General features: G+C 69.8%; 14 protein-coding genes and 1 tRNA gene. 9 read left to right on the top strand and 6 right to left on the bottom strand.

The window, feature by feature from the left end; genetic code table 11:
* The first annotated feature begins 190 nt into the window (after positions 1–190).
* The 5 genes from EDD90_RS29075 (at position 191) to EDD90_RS29050 (ending at position 8,254) form a co-directional block, all read left to right on the top strand.
* Positions 191–3,070 carry a PKD domain-containing protein gene (locus EDD90_RS29075; protein WP_123975906.1) on the top strand — a complete coding sequence of 960 codons (2,880 nt, stop codon included), beginning with the start codon at positions 191–193 and terminating at the stop codon, positions 3,068–3,070.
* A 121-nt stretch (positions 3,071–3,191) separates the two neighbouring features.
* A complete protein-coding gene (locus EDD90_RS29070) occupies positions 3,192–3,554 on the top strand; it encodes a hypothetical protein (protein WP_260328145.1) in 363 nt (120 codons plus the stop codon).
* Between the two features lie 74 nt (positions 3,555–3,628).
* Positions 3,629–7,573 carry an ATP-dependent RNA helicase HrpA gene (gene hrpA / locus EDD90_RS29060; protein WP_123975905.1) on the top strand — a complete coding sequence of 1,315 codons (3,945 nt, stop codon included), beginning with the start codon at positions 3,629–3,631 and terminating at the stop codon, positions 7,571–7,573.
* Positions 7,574–7,666: 93 nt separating this feature from the next.
* A tRNA-Asp gene (locus EDD90_RS29055) sits at positions 7,667–7,741 on the top strand.
* A 321-nt stretch (positions 7,742–8,062) separates the two neighbouring features.
* The gene (locus EDD90_RS29050) at positions 8,063–8,254 is read left to right on the top strand and encodes a DUF6274 family protein (protein WP_123975904.1); all 192 of its coding nucleotides are present in this window, start codon (positions 8,063–8,065) and stop codon (positions 8,252–8,254) included.
* Between the two features lie 516 nt (positions 8,255–8,770).
* On the opposite strand, the gene bldC is transcribed toward EDD90_RS29050, so the two are convergent.
* Entirely contained in the window at positions 8,771–8,977 is a 207-nt protein-coding gene (bldC, locus tag EDD90_RS29045; protein WP_003949541.1) for a developmental transcriptional regulator BldC, read from the bottom strand.
* 618 nt (positions 8,978–9,595) lie between these two features.
* Entirely contained in the window at positions 9,596–10,438 is an 843-nt protein-coding gene (locus EDD90_RS29040) for a hypothetical protein (protein WP_123975903.1), read from the bottom strand.
* Between the two features lie 257 nt (positions 10,439–10,695).
* On the opposite strand from EDD90_RS29040, the gene EDD90_RS29035 reads away from it, so the two are divergent.
* Positions 10,696–11,787 (top strand): Glu/Leu/Phe/Val dehydrogenase dimerization domain-containing protein, encoded by a 1,092-nt coding sequence (locus tag EDD90_RS29035; RefSeq protein WP_123975902.1) that lies wholly within the window; start codon positions 10,696–10,698, stop codon positions 11,785–11,787.
* A gap of 300 nt (positions 11,788–12,087) precedes the next feature.
* Positions 12,088–12,354, top strand: a complete 267-nt coding sequence (locus EDD90_RS29030; protein ID WP_123975901.1) for a DUF3073 domain-containing protein — start codon at positions 12,088–12,090, stop codon at positions 12,352–12,354.
* An 85-nt stretch (positions 12,355–12,439) separates the two neighbouring features.
* Here EDD90_RS29030 and purM read toward each other — a convergent pair whose 3' ends face one another.
* The 4 genes from purM to EDD90_RS29010 form a co-directional block, all read right to left on the bottom strand.
* Entirely contained in the window at positions 12,440–13,510 is a 1,071-nt protein-coding gene (gene purM, locus EDD90_RS29025; protein ID WP_123975900.1) for a phosphoribosylformylglycinamidine cyclo-ligase, read from the bottom strand.
* Between the two features lie 31 nt (positions 13,511–13,541).
* Positions 13,542–15,071, bottom strand: a complete 1,530-nt coding sequence (purF, locus tag EDD90_RS29020; protein WP_123975899.1) for an amidophosphoribosyltransferase — start codon at positions 15,069–15,071, stop codon at positions 13,542–13,544.
* Positions 15,072–15,303: 232 nt separating this feature from the next.
* A complete protein-coding gene (locus EDD90_RS29015) occupies positions 15,304–15,738 on the bottom strand; it encodes an META domain-containing protein (protein ID WP_260328144.1) in 435 nt (144 codons plus the stop codon).
* Positions 15,739–15,795: 57 nt separating this feature from the next.
* Entirely contained in the window at positions 15,796–16,593 is a 798-nt protein-coding gene (locus EDD90_RS29010) for a maleylpyruvate isomerase family mycothiol-dependent enzyme (protein ID WP_123975897.1), read from the bottom strand.
* A gap of 109 nt (positions 16,594–16,702) precedes the next feature.
* Between EDD90_RS29010 and EDD90_RS29005 the strand changes: the two genes are divergently transcribed.
* Positions 16,703–16,906 (top strand): helix-turn-helix domain-containing protein, encoded by a 204-nt coding sequence (locus EDD90_RS29005; RefSeq protein ID WP_123975896.1) that lies wholly within the window; start codon positions 16,703–16,705, stop codon positions 16,904–16,906.
* A gap of 7 nt (positions 16,907–16,913) precedes the next feature.
* Complete coding sequence (locus tag EDD90_RS29000; RefSeq protein WP_123975895.1) at positions 16,914–17,378, top strand: Clp protease N-terminal domain-containing protein; 465 nt, start codon at positions 16,914–16,916, stop codon at positions 17,376–17,378.
* The last annotated feature ends 48 nt before the right edge of the window (positions 17,379–17,426 follow it).

The raw sequence follows: 17,426 nt of genomic DNA, 5'->3' as shown, positions 1-17,426 counted from the left end.
CGTGCAGTCTGACAGTGGCCCGCCAACCCACTCCGCCGGGCCGCGTCTTGAGTAAGACCAGGGCGGAGTATGGCGTTCCTTTGGAGTCGGGCTGCGATCATGACGTGACGACTGCATGACAACGCTGAGCCGAATCGTCCCCCTCCGGCGTTCTCGTGACCAAACCCGCGAACGCTCCCGTGGAGACCTCGTGCGCAGATCCCGTCCCGCCGTAGGACTGTCCCTCGCCGTGATCGTCGCGGTGGGGGCGATGAGCGACTGGGGGAGCGGCACGGCGGCGGCGGCCCCCGGGGCCGACGGAACGCTGTACGTGAACCATGACGTCGCGTGCAGCGACACGGGGACGGGGACGCAGAGCCTGCCCTTCTGCACCGTGCAGGCCGCGGCGGACGTGGCGGAGCCTGGAGACATGGTTCGGATCATGTCGCCGGACGCCCACCCATACCGGGAAGCGGTGACTCTCACGCGGTCGGGGACCAGCGACGCGCCGATCACCTTCACAGGGGCGCCCAGCGGGACCACCACGTGGGCAGAGCTCACCACATCCGGCTCCGCGCCGACGCTGACCCTCAAGGGCGTCCACGACGTCCGGGTCCAGTCGCTGATCTTCCAGTACGACGCCACCGATGCGCTGGTGTCGGCGGGATCCGATCACATCACCCTCGACGGGCTGACCTTCGGACGCTCGTCCGCGCCGAGCGACGGCGGCACGGGAACCGCGATCACCGTGGACGGCACGTCCTCGGACGTGACCGTGGAACGGAACACGATCGGCAGCGGATACGCGTACGGCGTACGGACGGCGCAGGGCGCGGTCCGGGTGACGGTGACGACCAACGTGATCGACAACCCGCGGCTGGGCGGGATCACGGCGACGGGAACAGCCGGCATGGCTGTCACGAGCAACTCACTCGCCTCGCCGTGCGCCCCCGGGATATCGCTGGCCGGCGGGAGTTCCGGCGCGGTCGAGAACAACGTGGTCGCCGCCCCGAAGCTGCTCCACAGCAGCACGTGCCCGGCGCCCACCACCCCTCTGTACACGGTGTCGGACGACTCGGCGGGACAGGTCACCGACGACTACAACGTGGCGGCGGACACCGTGGGAGGCACGACCCCCCGGCGTACCGAATACCTCTGGGCGGGGACCTCCTACGCCACGGCTGCCGCGCTTCAGAACGCGACCGGACAGGGCGCGCACGACATCGACGGTGTCGGCGCGAGGCTTGAGGCGCCGCCCGAGCACTCCCCGCTCATCGACTCGGCGGACTCCGACGCTCCCGGCGAACTCACCACGGATGCCGCGGGCGCCCCAGGCGTCGACGACCCGCTGGTGGACGACGCGGGTCCCGGCACGGCGGCCCATCGCGACCGGGGCGCCTTCGAGCGCCAGGACACCATCGCCATTCCGACCGACGGCGGCGGCCTGTCACCGAGGACGGGACTGGCGCCGCTGAGCACCTCGGTGCGGACCGATGACTTCATCAGCCGCTGGGGCGAGCCGCTCACGTACTCCGTCGACTTCGGCGACGGCACCGCCCCCGTCACCGCCCCTGCGGGCGAGCCGATCGGCCACACCTACGCCTCCTCGGGTTCGTACCAGGCGAAGACCACCGTGACGGACACCGAAGGCGTCTCCTCGGCCCGTCAAACCGCGCAGGTCGTGGCGGGGACGGCCGAGGCACCGAACGTATCGCTGTCCGGCACCGCGGACACCGCCTCCGCCGGGCAGATCGCGGCAGGGCTCGCGGTGTTCGCCGTTCCGCCGTCGTCCGCCCCGTGGGAGATCCACGACCTGACCCTGGCCTTCGGTGACGGCAGCGATCAGAGTCTGGCCCTGCCCACCGGCACCCAGCAGGTGCGGCACCAGTACCCGGCCCCCGGCACCTACACCGCCACCCTGACGCAGACCGACCTGCTCGGCCGGACCACCACCGCCAGGACGACCTTCCACGCCGCCGACACCTTCGTCGCGATGACCCCGCAGCACGACACCGAGAAGACGATCGCCGCGCACGGTGTCCTGAAGCTCTCGGCGGCCACGCTGCGGGCCGACTCGGACGGCGTGGACGCGGCCCAGCTCCAGCTCGTCACCAGGGGCGCCAGGGCGAACGGCGCACTCACCCTCTACACCCACGGCACCACCCGCCCGAACACCGCCGCCATCACCTTCGAGCCGGGCCGTACGGCCACCGCCGAGACAACGGTGAAGGTCACCCCGACCGGTTCGGTCGACGTCTACAACGGCAGCTCCGGCGCGGTGACGGTCGACGTCGCCACCGTCGGCCTCCAGTCCCACGCCCAGTACGCCGACACCTACCACCCGGTCACACCGGTCCGTCTGCTCGACACCCGCACCGGCACCGGCGGCGTGCGGAGCCCGGTCGCCGGCGGCCACTCGGTCACCCTGGCCGTCGGCGGCACCCACGGCGTCCCGGCGGGTGCGGACGCGGTGGTCCTCAACGTCACGGCGACCACCACCAAGGCGTCCGGCGACCTCACCGTCGCCACGCACAGCACCAACGACTCCGTCGTGAGCGGCCCCTACTGGACCACCGGCCAGACCGCCACCACTCAGGTCGTGATCCCCGTGTACGACGGCAAGGTCGTCCTGCACAACGACAGCAAGGCGTCGGCGGACCTCGTGGCGGACCTCGCCGGCTGGTACGGCACCGCCACGGGCGGCTCGGAGTTCCTGCCGGTCACCCCCGCCCGCATTCTCGACACCCGCACCGGAACCGGCACCGGAAAGGTCGCCCGACTCGCCGGCCACGCCACCCTCAAGCTCAAGGTCACCGGCGCCCACGGCGTCCCCGCGACCGGGGTCACCGCCGCCGACCTCGACCTCACGGTGGCCGCCCCGTCCGGCAGCGGCTACCTCGTCGCCTACCCCGACGGCACTCCGCGCCCCGGCGTCTACTCCCTGAGTTTCGCCAAGGGACACACCGCGGCCGGCCGCTCGCTGGTCAAGGTCGGCACCGACAGCGAGATCGACCTCTACAACGCCGGTTCCAGCCCGGTGGACATCACCGCCGACCTCCTCGGCGACTACGGCGTCTACCCGGCGGGCTGACCCCTCGACCCGGCATCGGCTTGGCGGCGGGGCAGCGCGACGCTACGTTCTGCGTCGTCGACCAGACGTCGGCACGAACATCGATACAGACCTCAATACGGACCGGAGGCGGGCGGGGACGATGAGCGAGGACCAGGACAGAGTCGGTGAGGACATACAGCTGGAGAAGACCCGGGCGCGCTACGGCCTGCTCGCCGTCGTCGTCAGCAACCTCGCCATCGCCGGCGTAGCGGCCTTCGGCGTCTGGCGGCTCGGCGGTGACAGGTCGGTGATCGTCGGCGTCCTCACCGCGGCGTTCACCGCCGTGAGCAGCATGACCACCGCCTACCTGGGGATCAAGGCCGTGTCCAACACGGCGAAGTCGATCGCGTCCTCGGCCGCCGCCACCCGTCAGGCACCTGCCGCCACCCACCCGGCGACCACCTCCGCCGCCTCCGCCACCTCCGCTCCCTCCACCACCCCTCCCGCCCAGCGGAACCAGTAGGCCAACCCCGGCCGAACCGCCGGAGGCAAAAGCGTTCGCCACGAATTTCCCCGAGGTGAGATCCTGGACCGCGTATGTCTACGCATCCCGCCCCCGCCCTCGGCGCCCTCGCCCCCCGCCTGACCGAGCTCTCACTGCGCGACGCGCACCGGCTCGGGCGCAGGCTGGAAGGCGCGCGCAAGATCCGTAAGCCGGAAGCCCGCGCCGCCGTCCTCGCCGAGATCGAGGCCGAGATGACCAGGGCCGAGGAACGGATGGCCGGCCGGCGTGCCGTCGTGCCCGCCGTGTCGTACCCCGAGCAGCTGCCCGTCAGCCAGAAGAAGGCCGAGATCGCGGAGGCGATACGCGATCACCAGGTCGTGATCGTGGCCGGTGAGACCGGCTCCGGCAAGACCACCCAGATCCCCAAGATCTGTCTGGAGCTCGGGCGGGGGGTGCGCGGCATGATCGGGCACACCCAGCCCCGCCGGATCGCCGCCCGTACCGTCGCCGAGCGGGTGGCGGAGGAGCTGCGGACGCCGCTCGGCGAGTCCGTCGGCTGGAAGGTCCGCTTCACCGACCAGGTGAACCCGGACGCGACCTTCATCAAGCTGATGACGGACGGCATCCTGCTCGCCGAGATCCAGACCGACCGCGAGCTGCGCGCCTACGACACGATCATCATCGACGAGGCCCACGAGCGGTCCCTCAACATCGACTTCCTGCTGGGCTATCTGGCCCAGCTGCTGCCGAAGCGCCCGGACCTGAAGGTCGTGATCACCTCCGCGACCATCGACCCCGAGCGGTTCTCCCGGCACTTCGGCGACGCCCCGATCGTCGAGGTCAGCGGCCGGACGTACCCCGTGGAGGTGCGCTACCGCCCCCTCCTCGAAGAGGACTCCGAGGACGCCGACCGGGACCAGATCACCGCCATCTGCGACGCCGTGGAGGAGCTCCAGGGCGAGGGGCGGGGCGACATCCTCGTCTTCCTCTCGGGAGAGCGGGAGATCCGCGACACGGCGGACGCGCTGGAGAAGAAGAAGTACCGGTTCACCGAGGTCCTGCCGCTGTACGCCCGGCTCTCGCACGCCGAGCAGCACCGGGTCTTCCAGCCGCACACCGGGCGCAGGATCGTTCTGGCGACCAACGTCGCCGAGACCTCCCTCACCGTCCCCGGCATCAAGTACGTCATCGACCCCGGCTTCGCCCGGATCAGCCGCTACAGCCACCGCACCAAGGTGCAGCGGCTGCCCATCGAGCCGATTTCCCAGGCCAGCGCCAACCAGCGCAAGGGCCGCTGCGGCCGTACGTCCGACGGCATCTGCATCCGGCTGTACGACGAGGAGGACTTCCTCGGCCGGCCGGAGTTCACGGACGCCGAGATCCTGCGCACCAACCTTGCCTCCGTCATCCTGCAGATGACCGCGGCGGGCCTCGGCGACATCGAGAAGTTCCCCTTCATCGACCCGCCGGACCACCGCAACATCCGCGACGGTGTGCAGCTGCTCCAGGAACTGGGCGCGCTCAACCCGGACGAGAAGGATGTCCGGAAACGGCTCACCGACAGCGGCCGCAAGCTGGCCCAGCTGCCGGTCGACCCCCGGCTCGCGCGCATGGTCCTGGAGGCCGACAAGAACGGCTGTGTCCGCGAGGTCATGGTCATCGCCGCCGCGCTCTCCATCCAGGACCCGCGCGAACGCCCGGCCGACAAGCAGACCCAGGCCGACCAGCAGCACGCCCGCTTCCGCGACGAAACCAGCGACTTCCTCGCCTACCTCAACCTGTGGAGGTACGTCCGCGAGCAGCAGCGCGAGCGCGGCTCCAGCTCCTTCCGGCGGATGTGCAAGCAGGAGTACCTGAACTTCCTGCGCATCCGCGAGTGGCAGGACATCTACTCGCAGCTGCGCACGGTCGCCAAGCAGATGGGCATCCACCTCAACGAGGAGGACGCCCCGGGCGACCGCGTGCACGTCTCCCTTCTCGCCGGACTCCTGTCCCACATCGGCATGAAGGACGTGAAGGACGGCGCGAAGAACGAGTACCTGGGCGCGCGCAACGCGAAGTTCGCCATCTTCCCGGGCTCGGCGCTGTTCAAGAAGACCCCCCGGTTCGTGATGTCGGCCGAGCTGGTGGAGACCAGCAGACTCTGGGCCCGGGTCAACGCGAAGATCGAGCCGGAGTGGGTGGAACCCCTCGCCGGGCACCTCCTGAAGCGGACGTACAGCGAACCGCACTGGGAGAAGGACCAGGCGGCCGTGATGGCCTTCGAGAAGGTCACGCTGTACGGCGTACCGATCGTCGCCGACCGGAAGGTCAACTACGGCCGGATCGACCCCGAGGTCAGCCGCGAGCTTTTCATTCGCAACGCACTGGTCGAGGGCGACTGGCGCACCCACCACAAGTTCTTCGCCGACAACCGCCGGCTCCTCAACGAGGTCGAGGAGTTGGAGCACCGGGCGCGGCGCCGGGACATCGTCGTCGACGACGACACGCTCTTCGACTTCTACGACCAGCGGGTGCCCGAACACGTCGTCTCCGGGGCCCACTTCGACTCCTGGTGGAAGCACAAGCGGCACGAGCAGCCGGAGTTCCTCGACTTCGAGCGCGCGATGCTGATCCGGGAGTCGGCGGAGGCGGTCACCAAGGCCGACTATCCGGACAGCTGGCGGCAGGGGCAGCTGAAGTTCCGGGTCACCTACCAGTTCGAGCCGGGCGCGGACGCGGACGGTGTGACCGTGCACATCCCGCTCCAGGTCCTCAACCAGGTCGAGGACGAGGGCTTCGACTGGCAGATCCCGGGCCTGCGGGAAGAGGTGGTCACGGAGCTGATCCGCACCCTCCCCAAGCCCGTCCGCCGCCACTACGTCCCCGCGCCGAACTACGCGAAAGCCTTCCTGGAGCGGGCGGTGCCCCTGCAGGAGCCTCTTACGACGACCATGGCACGTGAGCTGAAGCGGATGGTCGGCGTCCCCTTCGAGGCCGAGGACTTCGACTGGGCGAGGGTCCCGGACCACCTCAAGATCACGTTCAGGATCGTCGACGAGCGGCGCCGGAAGCTGGCCGAGGACAAGGACCTGGAGGCGCTGAAGCTCCGTCTGAAGCCGAAGGCGCGCCAGGCCCTCTCCCAGGCCGCCGCGGCCACCGCGGAGCGCCAGGGCGGCGAGTCCCTGGAGCGCAAGGGCCTCACGGACTGGACGATCGGCACGCTCACCCGCGTCTTCGAGACCCGCCGGGCCGGGCAGCCGGTCAAGGCGTACCCCGCCCTCGTCGACGACGGCGACACGGTCTCGGTACGCCTCTTCGACACGGAGGAGGAGCAGGCCGCGGCGATGTGGAAGGGCATGCGCCGGCTCATCCTGCGCAACATCCCGGTGAACCCGGCGAAGTTCGCGTCGGAGAAGCTGACCAACGCCCAGAAGCTCGCGCTCTCCGCCAACCCGCACGGCTCGATCCAGGCCCTCTTCGACGACTGCGCGATGGCCGCGGCGGACAAGCTGATCGCCGACTTCGGGGGGCCGGTGTGGGACGAGGAGTCGTACCGGAAGCTGTACGACAAGGTGCGCGCCGAGATCGTCGACACGACGGTCCGTACGGTCACGCAGGTGCAGCAGGTCCTGGCCGCCTGGCAGGCCTGTGAGCGCCGCCTGAAGGGCGTACGGAGCCCCGTGCTGCTGGCGAACCTGACGGACGTGCGCAAGCAGCTGGACGCCCTTGTGAAGCCGGGCTTCGTGACGTGGGCCGGTATACGACGGCTGCCCGACCTGATGCGCTATCTGGTCGCCGCGGACCGCCGGCTGCAGCAGATGCCGACGAACGTCCAGCGGGACACCACCCGCATGGAGAAGGTCCACGAGATGCAGGACGAGTACGCCTGGCTCCTGGAGCAGCTCCCCAAGGGCCGGCCGGTGCCGCAGCAGGTGCTGGACATCCGCTGGATGCTGGAGGAGCTCCGGGTCAGCTACTTCGCGCACGCACTGGGCACGGCGTACCCGGTCTCCGACAAGCGGATCGTGAAGGCGATCGACACGGCAGCCCCGTAACCGGACGGGCACGCTGGGTGAGTTCGACCGGCACCCTCACCCTCCTGTACAGTCCTTCTCGCAGCACAGCGCAGTCAAAGTGCCGCGAAACCTGGTCCTGTGGAGCAGTTTGGAGTGCTCGCCACCCTGTCAAGGTGGAGGCCGCGGGTTCAAATCCCGTCAGGACCGCATGAAGGCTGAGGCCCGCGTCCCGTCAAGGGACGCGGGCCTTTTGCGTACCCGAGACCTCTCTCTCCTCCGCCGCGGCGGCGGGCCACCACGACGGCGCATGCCGACGGTGCCGAATCCACCGGTCGCGGCCGGTCCGGCACCGCCGAGAACCGTCGTCGCGGCCGAGCACCGTCGCGGCGGGCGGAAAGCCAGGGCGGCAGGGCATCGCGGCCAGAAGAGGGCGGCCGGGAAAGGGCCCGCGCCATTGACGGCGTCACATTCGCTCGGTACCCAGAAGACAGGGCCCGCTTCCCCTCGGCCCTCTCCTGGAGGTGGCGTATGGCGGCTTCGGTGCGGCACGAGACGCGGGCGTTGCTGAGGGCCCATCTGGCGGCCGCCTCGTCGTACCGACATCTGACCCGTCACTGCCCGGTCTGCCATCAGCTCCTGCGGCTCGCCATGGCCTCCGCTCCGCACACCACGGAGGTCCCCGCGGACGCCGTGGAGGAGGAGGGCCCCGTCGGTGTGTGACCGTCGCCGGCCCCAACGGCCGTTCCCCCGTGGGGCGGTGAAGGGTGCGGTTCCTCGCACGACTCCTCTAGCGCACCCGGGGCAGTACAAACAACCCGTGCGGTATGTGACGGGTGTCACCGCATGAGTTTCTGATTCAGGGGTTCTTACCCCTGTCCTACAACTGGTCAATTTAATATGTGCAATTGCACCACCCTGAGGACACTGTCCCGACTCCCTCCGGGTGCTCGCACAGCAGATCCGACAGCCGTCCCCAGGCTCCGACAAGGCCGCTCACAGAGCCGCCGGTTACGGTCGGCCGAGGCCCCACGGACGCCCATGGGCGCACAAAAAAGATCGCGCTGGACCCGGCGGAGTCCAGCGCGATCTACGACGCACCCTGTATCGCTTGCCTGAGAAGTTCTTGGTCGGCCTGGGCGTGGGTCCCGTTGGGGCAGGTCCCGCGTCGCTCGGAGCTAGGGTTTCGGGCGCCCCGACCAGTTGGGGGAACGGTCGGTTTGCCCGCTATTCAGTTGGTCAGGCCTCGCTGCGCTGCTGCGGGATACCCGCGAGCAGGGCGCGGACCTCAGCCTCGCGGTAACGGCGGTGTCCGCCGAGCGTACGAATGGACGTGAGCTTGCCGGCCTTCGCCCACCGCGTGACCGTCTTGGGGTCGACACGGAACATGGTGGCGACCTCAGCCGGGGTCAGCAGCGGCTCGGCATCAGGGGTGCGAGCGGTCATGAGCGGCCTCCTCGGGAGAACCGAACCTTCTCGGTTCTTTCCTCTAAATTCTGCACCTTGACCCGCGTTGCCCGAAATGGTGGACGCGAGTCGAGTCGGTTATAGGACGAACGGCTTGTCCTCGGCACTACAACTACACCATCTGTCCAGCCGCGTCGGCCAAACCGATGGAATTGCCCTCCCAGGTAGTCATCAGCCGCGGAAGCCGATGGACCATGCCATAGCGGACAGTCACGCCACTGTGACGATCAGTCACAGGACGATCAGGAGTCACCAGACCCCCCAAAGCACGTAATGCGGAGAATCCGCCCACAGTGCACCACACTTGGACGGAAGGAGACCTCCCCGGACTCCTTGTCCTATTTTGGCATGAGGGGTGGCAAGGGACGCAAGAGCCGTGTAAGTGCGATCCGTCACCCTTGGAATAAAAGCCCGGATCAGGACCTACGTCCCGTGCGTTCCCTGAAGTGCCGTCAACGTACGTTGTTTCGTAGCATCTGGGCCGTGACGTACATCACTCACCGCCCACACGTCACTCAGGTGTCATCCGACCGCAACCGCGGCCAGACAACCCAGCCATTCATACGGATCACTCGGCATCCGTGCTCAGACCGGTACTCAATTCGCGGACCGGCGGTCCCGCACCGCCCGCCACCGCTCCACCAGCCGCCCGTACGCCTCCCCGGCCGCGGCCCCGTCGCCCTGGCGCAACGCCTCGATACCGGCCGCCACATCGGCCGCCGAATGGTCGTCCTCCAGATCGCCGGCCGGCACCGCGTGCACCAGGCCGCCGTAGTCCAGCTCGACCAGCGAGCGCGGGTGGAACTCCTCCAGCCAGCGGCCGACGTCCGTCAGACCGTCGGTCAGCGGCCCTTCCTCGATGGTGTCCCTGAGCGTGCGCAGCGCCCGGGCCACCCGGCGCCGGGCCTGCACCATCGGCGTGCGGTAGCGCAGCATCGGCGGGATCTCGCCGGTGCCCTTCTCGTACCGGCGCTCCGCGTCGGAGACCAGCACGAACCAGTTCAGCGGCACCTGCCAGGTCGCCGTACGGATCCAGGGCCGCGAGTCGGGGTTGCGGACCAGCCAGCGCTCGTAGTCCACCGTGGCCTGGCGCCGGACCACCGGGGGCAGCATCGCGTCCAGGACCGTCTTCGGCAGCTCCTCGGACAGCTCCTGGAGGGCCTGCCAGCCACGCAGCCGGGTCCGCCAGGGGCAGACGCACACGACACCGTCGACCTCCAGGACGAAGGCGTCGCCGCTCTCCTTCACCGGCACCGGGATCGGCGGGGTGGGCAGCAAGTCGGCCAGGGAACGGCGGAGTTCGTCCTGGTACGAGGGCCGGCCCGGACGGCGGGCGTAGCGCGTCCAGTGGTCGCGCTCGGGCTCCGGGAAGGCGGCCAGCGGCTCGTACACACGCAGGTACGTCGCATAGGGGACGACCACCGAGGACACCTTGGGCACGCCTGCTCCCTCCCCATCGGGCCGGGCTCGAAACCAGCGGAACCCACCACTGAGCCAGCCGGGGCCGGCCGCGAAAACCACAGCAAATCGTCCCACGCTCATACGTGCGCACACGGCACGGGAGAGTGATCCTGAACACTGCGCGGATGGTCTGTGGGCCGGGGCTCTACGCTCATGCCACGGCCCCCGCCACCCTTACGGGAGCCCCGCCGCAGCCACCCGCCGCAACACACGCGACACAACCGGGAGTCACCACAGTGACCGACGTTTCCACCGGCGTCCTGCACACCCTGTTCCACTCGGACCAGGGCGGTCACGAGCAGGTCGTGCTCTGCCAGGACCGCAAGAGCGGCCTGAAGGCCGTCATCGCCATCCACTCCACCGCCCTGGGCCCCGCCCTCGGCGGCACCCGCTTCTACCCGTACGCCACGGAGGAGGAGGCCGTCGCCGACGCCCTCAACCTCGCGCGCGGGATGTCGTACAAGAACGCCATGGCCGGACTCGACCACGGCGGCGGCAAGGCCGTGATCATCGGGGACCCGGACCGGGACAAGACCGAGGAGCTGCTGCTCGCCTACGGGCGGTTCGTGGCCTCGCTCGGCGGCCGGTACGTCACCGCCTGCGACGTCGGCACCTATGTCGCCGACATGGACGTCGTGGCCCGCGAGTGCCGCTGGACCACCGGCCGCTCCCCGGAGCACGGCGGCGCCGGCGACTCCTCCGTGCTCACCGCGTTCGGCGTCTACCAGGGCATGCGCGCCAGCGCCCAGCACCTGTGGGGCGACCCCTCGCTGCGCGGCCGCACCGTCGGCATCGCGGGTGTCGGCAAGGTCGGCCACCACCTGGTGGAGCACCTGCTGGACGAGGGCGCCGAGGTCGTGATCACGGACGTACGGCAGGAAGCCGTCCGGCGCATCGCCGACAAGCACCCCTCCGTGCGGGCCGTCGCCGACACCGACGCCCTGATCCGCGTGGAGGGTCTGGACATCTACGCACCCTGCGCGCTCGGCGGCGCCCTGAACGACGCGTCCGTGCCGGTGCTGACCGCCCAGGTGGTGTGCGGCGCTGCCAACAACCAGCTCGCCCACCCGGGCGTCGAGAAGGACCTCGCCGACCGTGGGATCCTCTACGCGCCGGACTACGTGGTGAACGCCGGCGGGGTGATCCAGGTCGCCGACGAACTGCACGGGTTCGACTTCGAGCGGTGCAAGGCGAAGGCGGCGAAGATCTTCGACACCACGCTCGCCATCTTCGCACGTGCGAAGGATGACGGGATTCCGCCGGCCGCGGCGGCCGACCGGATCGCCGAACAGCGGATGCACGAAGCCGCAACGGCGGGCGGCTGCTGATCGATCGCCGGGTTTCCGGACACATTTTCGGTACCCGCCGGCGGGCAGTTGGAGAGAACTCTCACGTTCGTCGGCGGGTCGCCCGCCAGGAAGTGGTTAAAATCGTGGTTGACCAGCGAGGACAGGGCGCCTCGCGGGTCATGGAGTCAGGCGCGTGGTGCGGGCGACGTACCGTATGGGCGCGGGCTCAGGTACCGTGGAAGCCCTACGGACCGGTCTCTCCGAGGAGAGTCCGTTCCGGATCATGAACGCGTGTCAGACTCTGGGGCCGTCGAGCCCCGTCACCGAGGGGGTCGAGCCATGGGGCGCGGCCGGGCCAAGGCCAAGCAGACGAAGGTCGCCCGCCAGCTGAAGTACAACAGCGGTGGGACTGACCTGTCACGTCTGGCCAGCGAGCTGGGCGCATCGACTTCGAGCCAGCCGCCGAACGGCGAGCCGTTCGAGGACGATGAGGACGAGGACGACGACCCGTACGCCCAGTACGCGGATCTCTATAACGACGACGATGAGGACGAGGACGAGGACGACCAGTCCGGTCCGCACTCCCAGCATCGTCGCGGTGCTTGACGCCGACGGCTGCTTAGCCGTTTCACTTACCCGGTCCGGGGTTCCATAGCCGGACCGGGTTTTGTGCTGGCCGTCAGGCTGCCTGTCAGGCGGCGTAGTCCCCGATCAGGGCGGCACCGGTGGTGTGCTCGCCCCGTTCGGTGATCTCGCCGGCGACCCATGCCTCGACCCCGCGGTCGGCCAGTGTGGTGAGCGCCACATCGACCGATTCCTGCGGGACGATCGCGATCATGCCGACGCCCATGTTGAGCGTCTTCTCCAGTTCCAGCCGCTCGACGTCGCCGGTGCGGCCGACCAGGTCGAAGATCGCGCCCGGGGTCCAGGTGGCGCGGTCGACGATCGCGTGCAGGTGGTCCGGGATCACCCGGGCCAGGTTCGCCGCGAGTCCGCCGCCGGTCACATGGCTGAAGGCGTGCACCTCGGCGGTGCGCATCAGGGCCAGACAGTCCAGCGAGTAGATCTTGGTCGGTTCGAGGAGCTCCTCGCCGAGGGTGCGGCCGAGTTCCTCGATGTGGGCGTCCAGCGCGAGGCCGGCCTGGTTCAGCAGGACGTGCCGGACCAGGGAGTACCCGTTCGAGTGAAGCCCGGAGGACGCCATGGCGATCACCGCGTCACCCGTACGGATGCGATCCGCGCCGAGCAGCCGGTCGGCCTCCACAACGCCCGTACCGGCGCCGGCGACGTCGAAGTCGTCCGCGCCCAGCAGGCCGGGGTGCTCGGCGGTCTCGCCGCCCACCAGGGCGCAGCCGGCCAGCACACAGCCCTCGGCGATGCCCTTGACGATCGCGGCGACCCGCTCGGGGTGGACCTTGCCGACGCAGATGTAGTCGGTCATGAACAGCGGCTCGGCGCCGCACACCACGATGTCGTCCATGACCATGGCGACGAGGTCGTGGCCGATGGTGTCGTACACGCCGAGCTGCCGGGCGATGTCCACCTTGGTGCCCACGCCGTCGGTCGCGGAGGCGAGCAGCGGGCGCTCGTAGTTCTTGAGGGCGGAGGCGTCGAAGAGGCCGGCGAAGCCGCCGAGGCCGCCGAGGACCTCGGGGCGCTGCGTCTTCTTCACCCACTCCTTCATCAGCTCTACGGCGCGGTCGCCCGCCTCGATGTCGACACCGGCAGCCGCGTAGGAAGCACCGGACTGGCTCTCAGACATTGCCTGGGATCTTTCGGGTTGATGACGGGGCTTACGGGCGACGGATCGCGTCGGCCGCGGCCGTGGCTGCCGGACCGGCGGCCAGCTCGGTCTCCAGGAGCTGCTTGCCGAGCAGCTCGGGGTCCGGGAGCTCCATCGGGTACTCGCCGTCGAAGCAGGCGCGGCACAGGTTCGGCTTGGCGATGGTGGTCGCCTCGATCATGCCGTCGATGGAGATGTACGCCAGGGAGTCGGCGCCGAGCGAGGTGCCGATCTCCTCGATCGTCATGCCGTTGGCGATCAGCTCGGCGCGGGTGGCGAAGTCGATGCCGAAGAAGCAGGGCCACTTCACCGGGGGAGAGGAGATCCGGATGTGGACCTCCGCCGCGCCCGCCTCCCGCAGCATCCGCACGAGCGCGCGCTGGGTGTTGCCGCGCACGATCGAGTCGTCGACGACGACCAGGCGCTTGCCCTTGATGACTTCCTTCAGCGGGTTCAGCTTCAGACGGATGCCGAGCTGCCGGATGGTCTGCGAGGGCTGGATGAAGGTCCGGCCGACATACGCGTTCTTGACCAGACCGGCGCCGAAGGGGATGCCGGAGGCCTCCGCGTAACCGATGGCGGCGGGGGTGCCGGATTCCGGGGTCGCTATCACCAGGTCGGCGTCGACCGGGGCTTCCTTGGCGAGCTTGCGGCCCATCTCCACCCGGGAGAGGTAGACGTTCCGCCCGGCGATGTCGGTGTCGGGGCGGGCCAGGTACACGTACTCGAAGACACAGCCCTTGGGCTTCGCGTCCGCGAACCGCGAGGTGCGCAGGCCGTTCTCGTCGATGGCGACGAACTCGCCCGGCTCGATCTCGCGCACATAGCTGGCGCCGCAGATGTCGAGCGCGGCGGACTCCGAGGCGACGACCCAGCCGCGCTCCAGGCGGCCGAGGACCAGCGGGCGGATGCCCTGCGGGTCGCGGGCGGCGTAGAGGGTGTGCTCGTCCATGAAGACGAGCGAGAAGGCGCCCCGGACCTTCGGGAGGACCGCGTGGGCGGCCTCCTCGATGGTCAGCGGCTTGCCGTCCTCGTCGACCTGGGCCGCGAGCAGCGCGGTGAGCAGGTCGGTGTCGTTGGTGGCCGCGACCCGGGTGGACCGGCCGTTGTGGTCCTTGGGGAGTTCGGCGACCATCTCGGCGAGCTGCGCCGTGTTGACCAGGTTGCCGTTGTGGCCGAGCGCGATCGAGCCGTGCGCGGTGGCGCGGAACGTCGGCTGGGCGTTCTCCCACACGGAGGCGCCGGTGGTCGAGTAGCGGGCGTGACCGACCGCGATATGACCCTGGAGCGAACCGAGCGAGGTCTCGTCGAAGACCTGGGAGACAAGCCCCATGTCCTTGAAGACGAGGATCTGGGAGCCGTTGCTGACCGCGATACCCGCGGATTCCTGGCCCCGATGCTGGAGGGCGTACAGCCCGAAGTACGTGAGCTTGGCGACCTCTTCACCGGGAGCCCAGACACCGAAGACGCCGCAAGCGTCCTGGGGGCCCTTCTCACCGGGGAGCAGATCGTGATTGAGGAGACCGTCACCACGTGGCACGACACCGAGTGTAGGCGAGATCGACCACTGGTCCGAATTGGGGATGCCCGGCCGTAAAGGATCTACGACCGTGGACGCGATTGTGGCTTTCTCCATTTCCGCTGGTCAAAGCGGTGAGAGGATCCTCCAGGCGAACTCTGTTCGTGCGGACCGGTGCCGACGCAACCCCCTCACACCGTATCTCTGAGTGAGGTGTCGCACATCATTCGGGGGGCCGGCGGGGGCCCGGCGGTCACTTCCTGGACAACTGCACCCGGTCGCCGCCGACGGCGGTGAGGGTGAGTTTCTCCCCCTCGGTCTTCATGGTCAGCGGCCCCGAGGTGAGCGTCCGGGCGAGAGCCCGCTCGAAGGTCATCCGCGCGTTGTCGCAGGCCATCCGCGTGGTGCGGGCGTGACTCAGCCGGACGTGGTCGTCCGTGACCTGTGCCGTGGCACTGAACTGGTTGCACCCGAGGTTGCCGGCGGCCCTGCCGTCCTCGATCGTCAGATGGGCGCGCGCCGGGGCGGGATGGGTGGTGCCGTCGACGGTCACGCTGTCGACGGTCCAGTCGATCCCGGTGACCGGTGGCTGGGTCCCCACGGAGGCACCGCCTCTCTCACTGCCGCAGGCCACCGTGAGCGGGACGAGCACGGCGGCCGCCGCCATGGTCAGGGTCATACGCTGCATGCGCTGTTTCAACCCGTACATGCCGATTCGACGGAACGCACAGGGTGATCGGTTCCCTCAGCTCATGAGGGGCAGGTAGGGCCCGATGTCCGCCCGCTCCCCGCTCGCACTGACCTTGGCGTCCGCCACGGCCTCCTTCCACCGCGTCCGCCCGGTGGCCAGCCGGATCCAGGTCAGCGGATCGGTCTCCACGACGTTCGGCGGGGTGCCCCGGGTGTGCCGGGGCCCTTCGACGCACTGCACCACGGCGTACGGCGGTACCCGCACCTCGGTGGAGCCGCCGGGGGCCTTGACGGCGAGCGCGTCGGCGAGCAGCCGGGTGCAGGCGGCCAGGGCCTGCCGGTCGTGGGGGATGCCGAGTCCCGGGACGGCCGCGGCGAGGTCGTCGGTGTGGACGACCAGCTCGACGGTACGGGTGACGAGGTAGTCGTCGAGGGACATCGCGCCGGCGCTGGTGGCGAGCAGCCGGGTGCCGGGGTGCGCGTCGAGCAGGGCGCGGAGGCTGCCGTCGGCATCGGTGAGGTAGGCGTCGAGGTCGGGGTGGCCGGCCGCGAGGCGCCGGGTGAAGTCGGCGATGGCGGCGGAGTTGCCGGAGGTCCCGGACGGCCAGTCGAGCAGTACCGCGTCGGCCTTCGCCGGCTCGGGCTGGTCCAGGGCCCGGTGGACGGCGGTGACCGCCATGCCGATGTGGGCGACGAGGTCCCGCACGGTCCAGTCGCCGAGCCGGGTGGGGAGCGCGAGCTGCTCGGGGGTGAGGCCCGCGACGGCCTCCCGCACGTGGCCGAACTGGGCGAGGACCGCGGCGCGGGTCTTCGCGGGGTCGTACGTCCTGGGGCGTTTCTTGGCCGGGGGCATGGGGGCGAGCCTATTCAGCGGCGCGGCTGCAGCGCGAGCGGTACCGGCAGCCGAAGCTGTTGTCAGTCTGGATTGACAAGCAGAGGTCTGTCAGCCCAGACTGACAGATATGGAAACGGGAGATCTCTCCGCACGCCTCCGGTCGCACGACCCCTCGGTGGGGCTGCGGGCCGTGGGTGCCCTGCACCGACTGGCCGAGCAGGTCGAAGCGGCAGCGGTCGCGCGCGCCAGGGAACAGGGATGGTCCTGGGAACAGATCGGTGATGCCCTCGGCGTGTCCCGGCAGTCCGTGCACGCCAAACACGGGAAGTGAGACGACCATGTTTGAACATTTCGCAGCAGGCGCCCGTACGGCCGTCGCATCCGCGGTGGACGAGGCCTCACTGCGCGGCGACCGCCGCATCGGTACCGAGCACCTCCTGCTGGGAGTGCTCCACGAGCCCGGCTCGGTCCGGGCCCTCGGCACCGACCTCACGACCGCGCGGGCCGCTCTCGACGCCCTCGACCGGTCCGCGCTGGCCGTGGTGGGCATCGACGTCCGGGGAGTGGAACGGCCGCCGGTTCCGGCCTCCCGCAAGCGAACCCCCTTCACCTCGGGTGCCCGTGCCGTCTTCCCCCGCGCCCTGGCCGAGACACGGAAGGCCCGCAGCCGGCGCATCGCACCCGAGCACCTGCTGCTGGCCCTGCTCGACTGCGAGCGCCCGGATCCCGCGGCGGACCTTCTGGCAGAGCTCGGCATCGACCGCGCAGCCGCCCGCGAACGCATCCGGGAAACGGGCCGCTGAGCCGAGAAGCCCCCCGCCCGGGCGGGCGAGGGGCTTCGTCGTCGTTCG

Origin of the sequence: Streptomyces sp. Ag109_O5-1 (assembly GCF_003814875.1) — a bacterium.
Taxonomy (GTDB): domain Bacteria; phylum Actinomycetota; class Actinomycetes; order Streptomycetales; family Streptomycetaceae; genus Streptomyces; species Streptomyces sasae.
The sequence above is the reverse complement of the archived record's forward strand: the minus strand, read 5'-3'. Positions and strand labels throughout refer to the sequence as shown.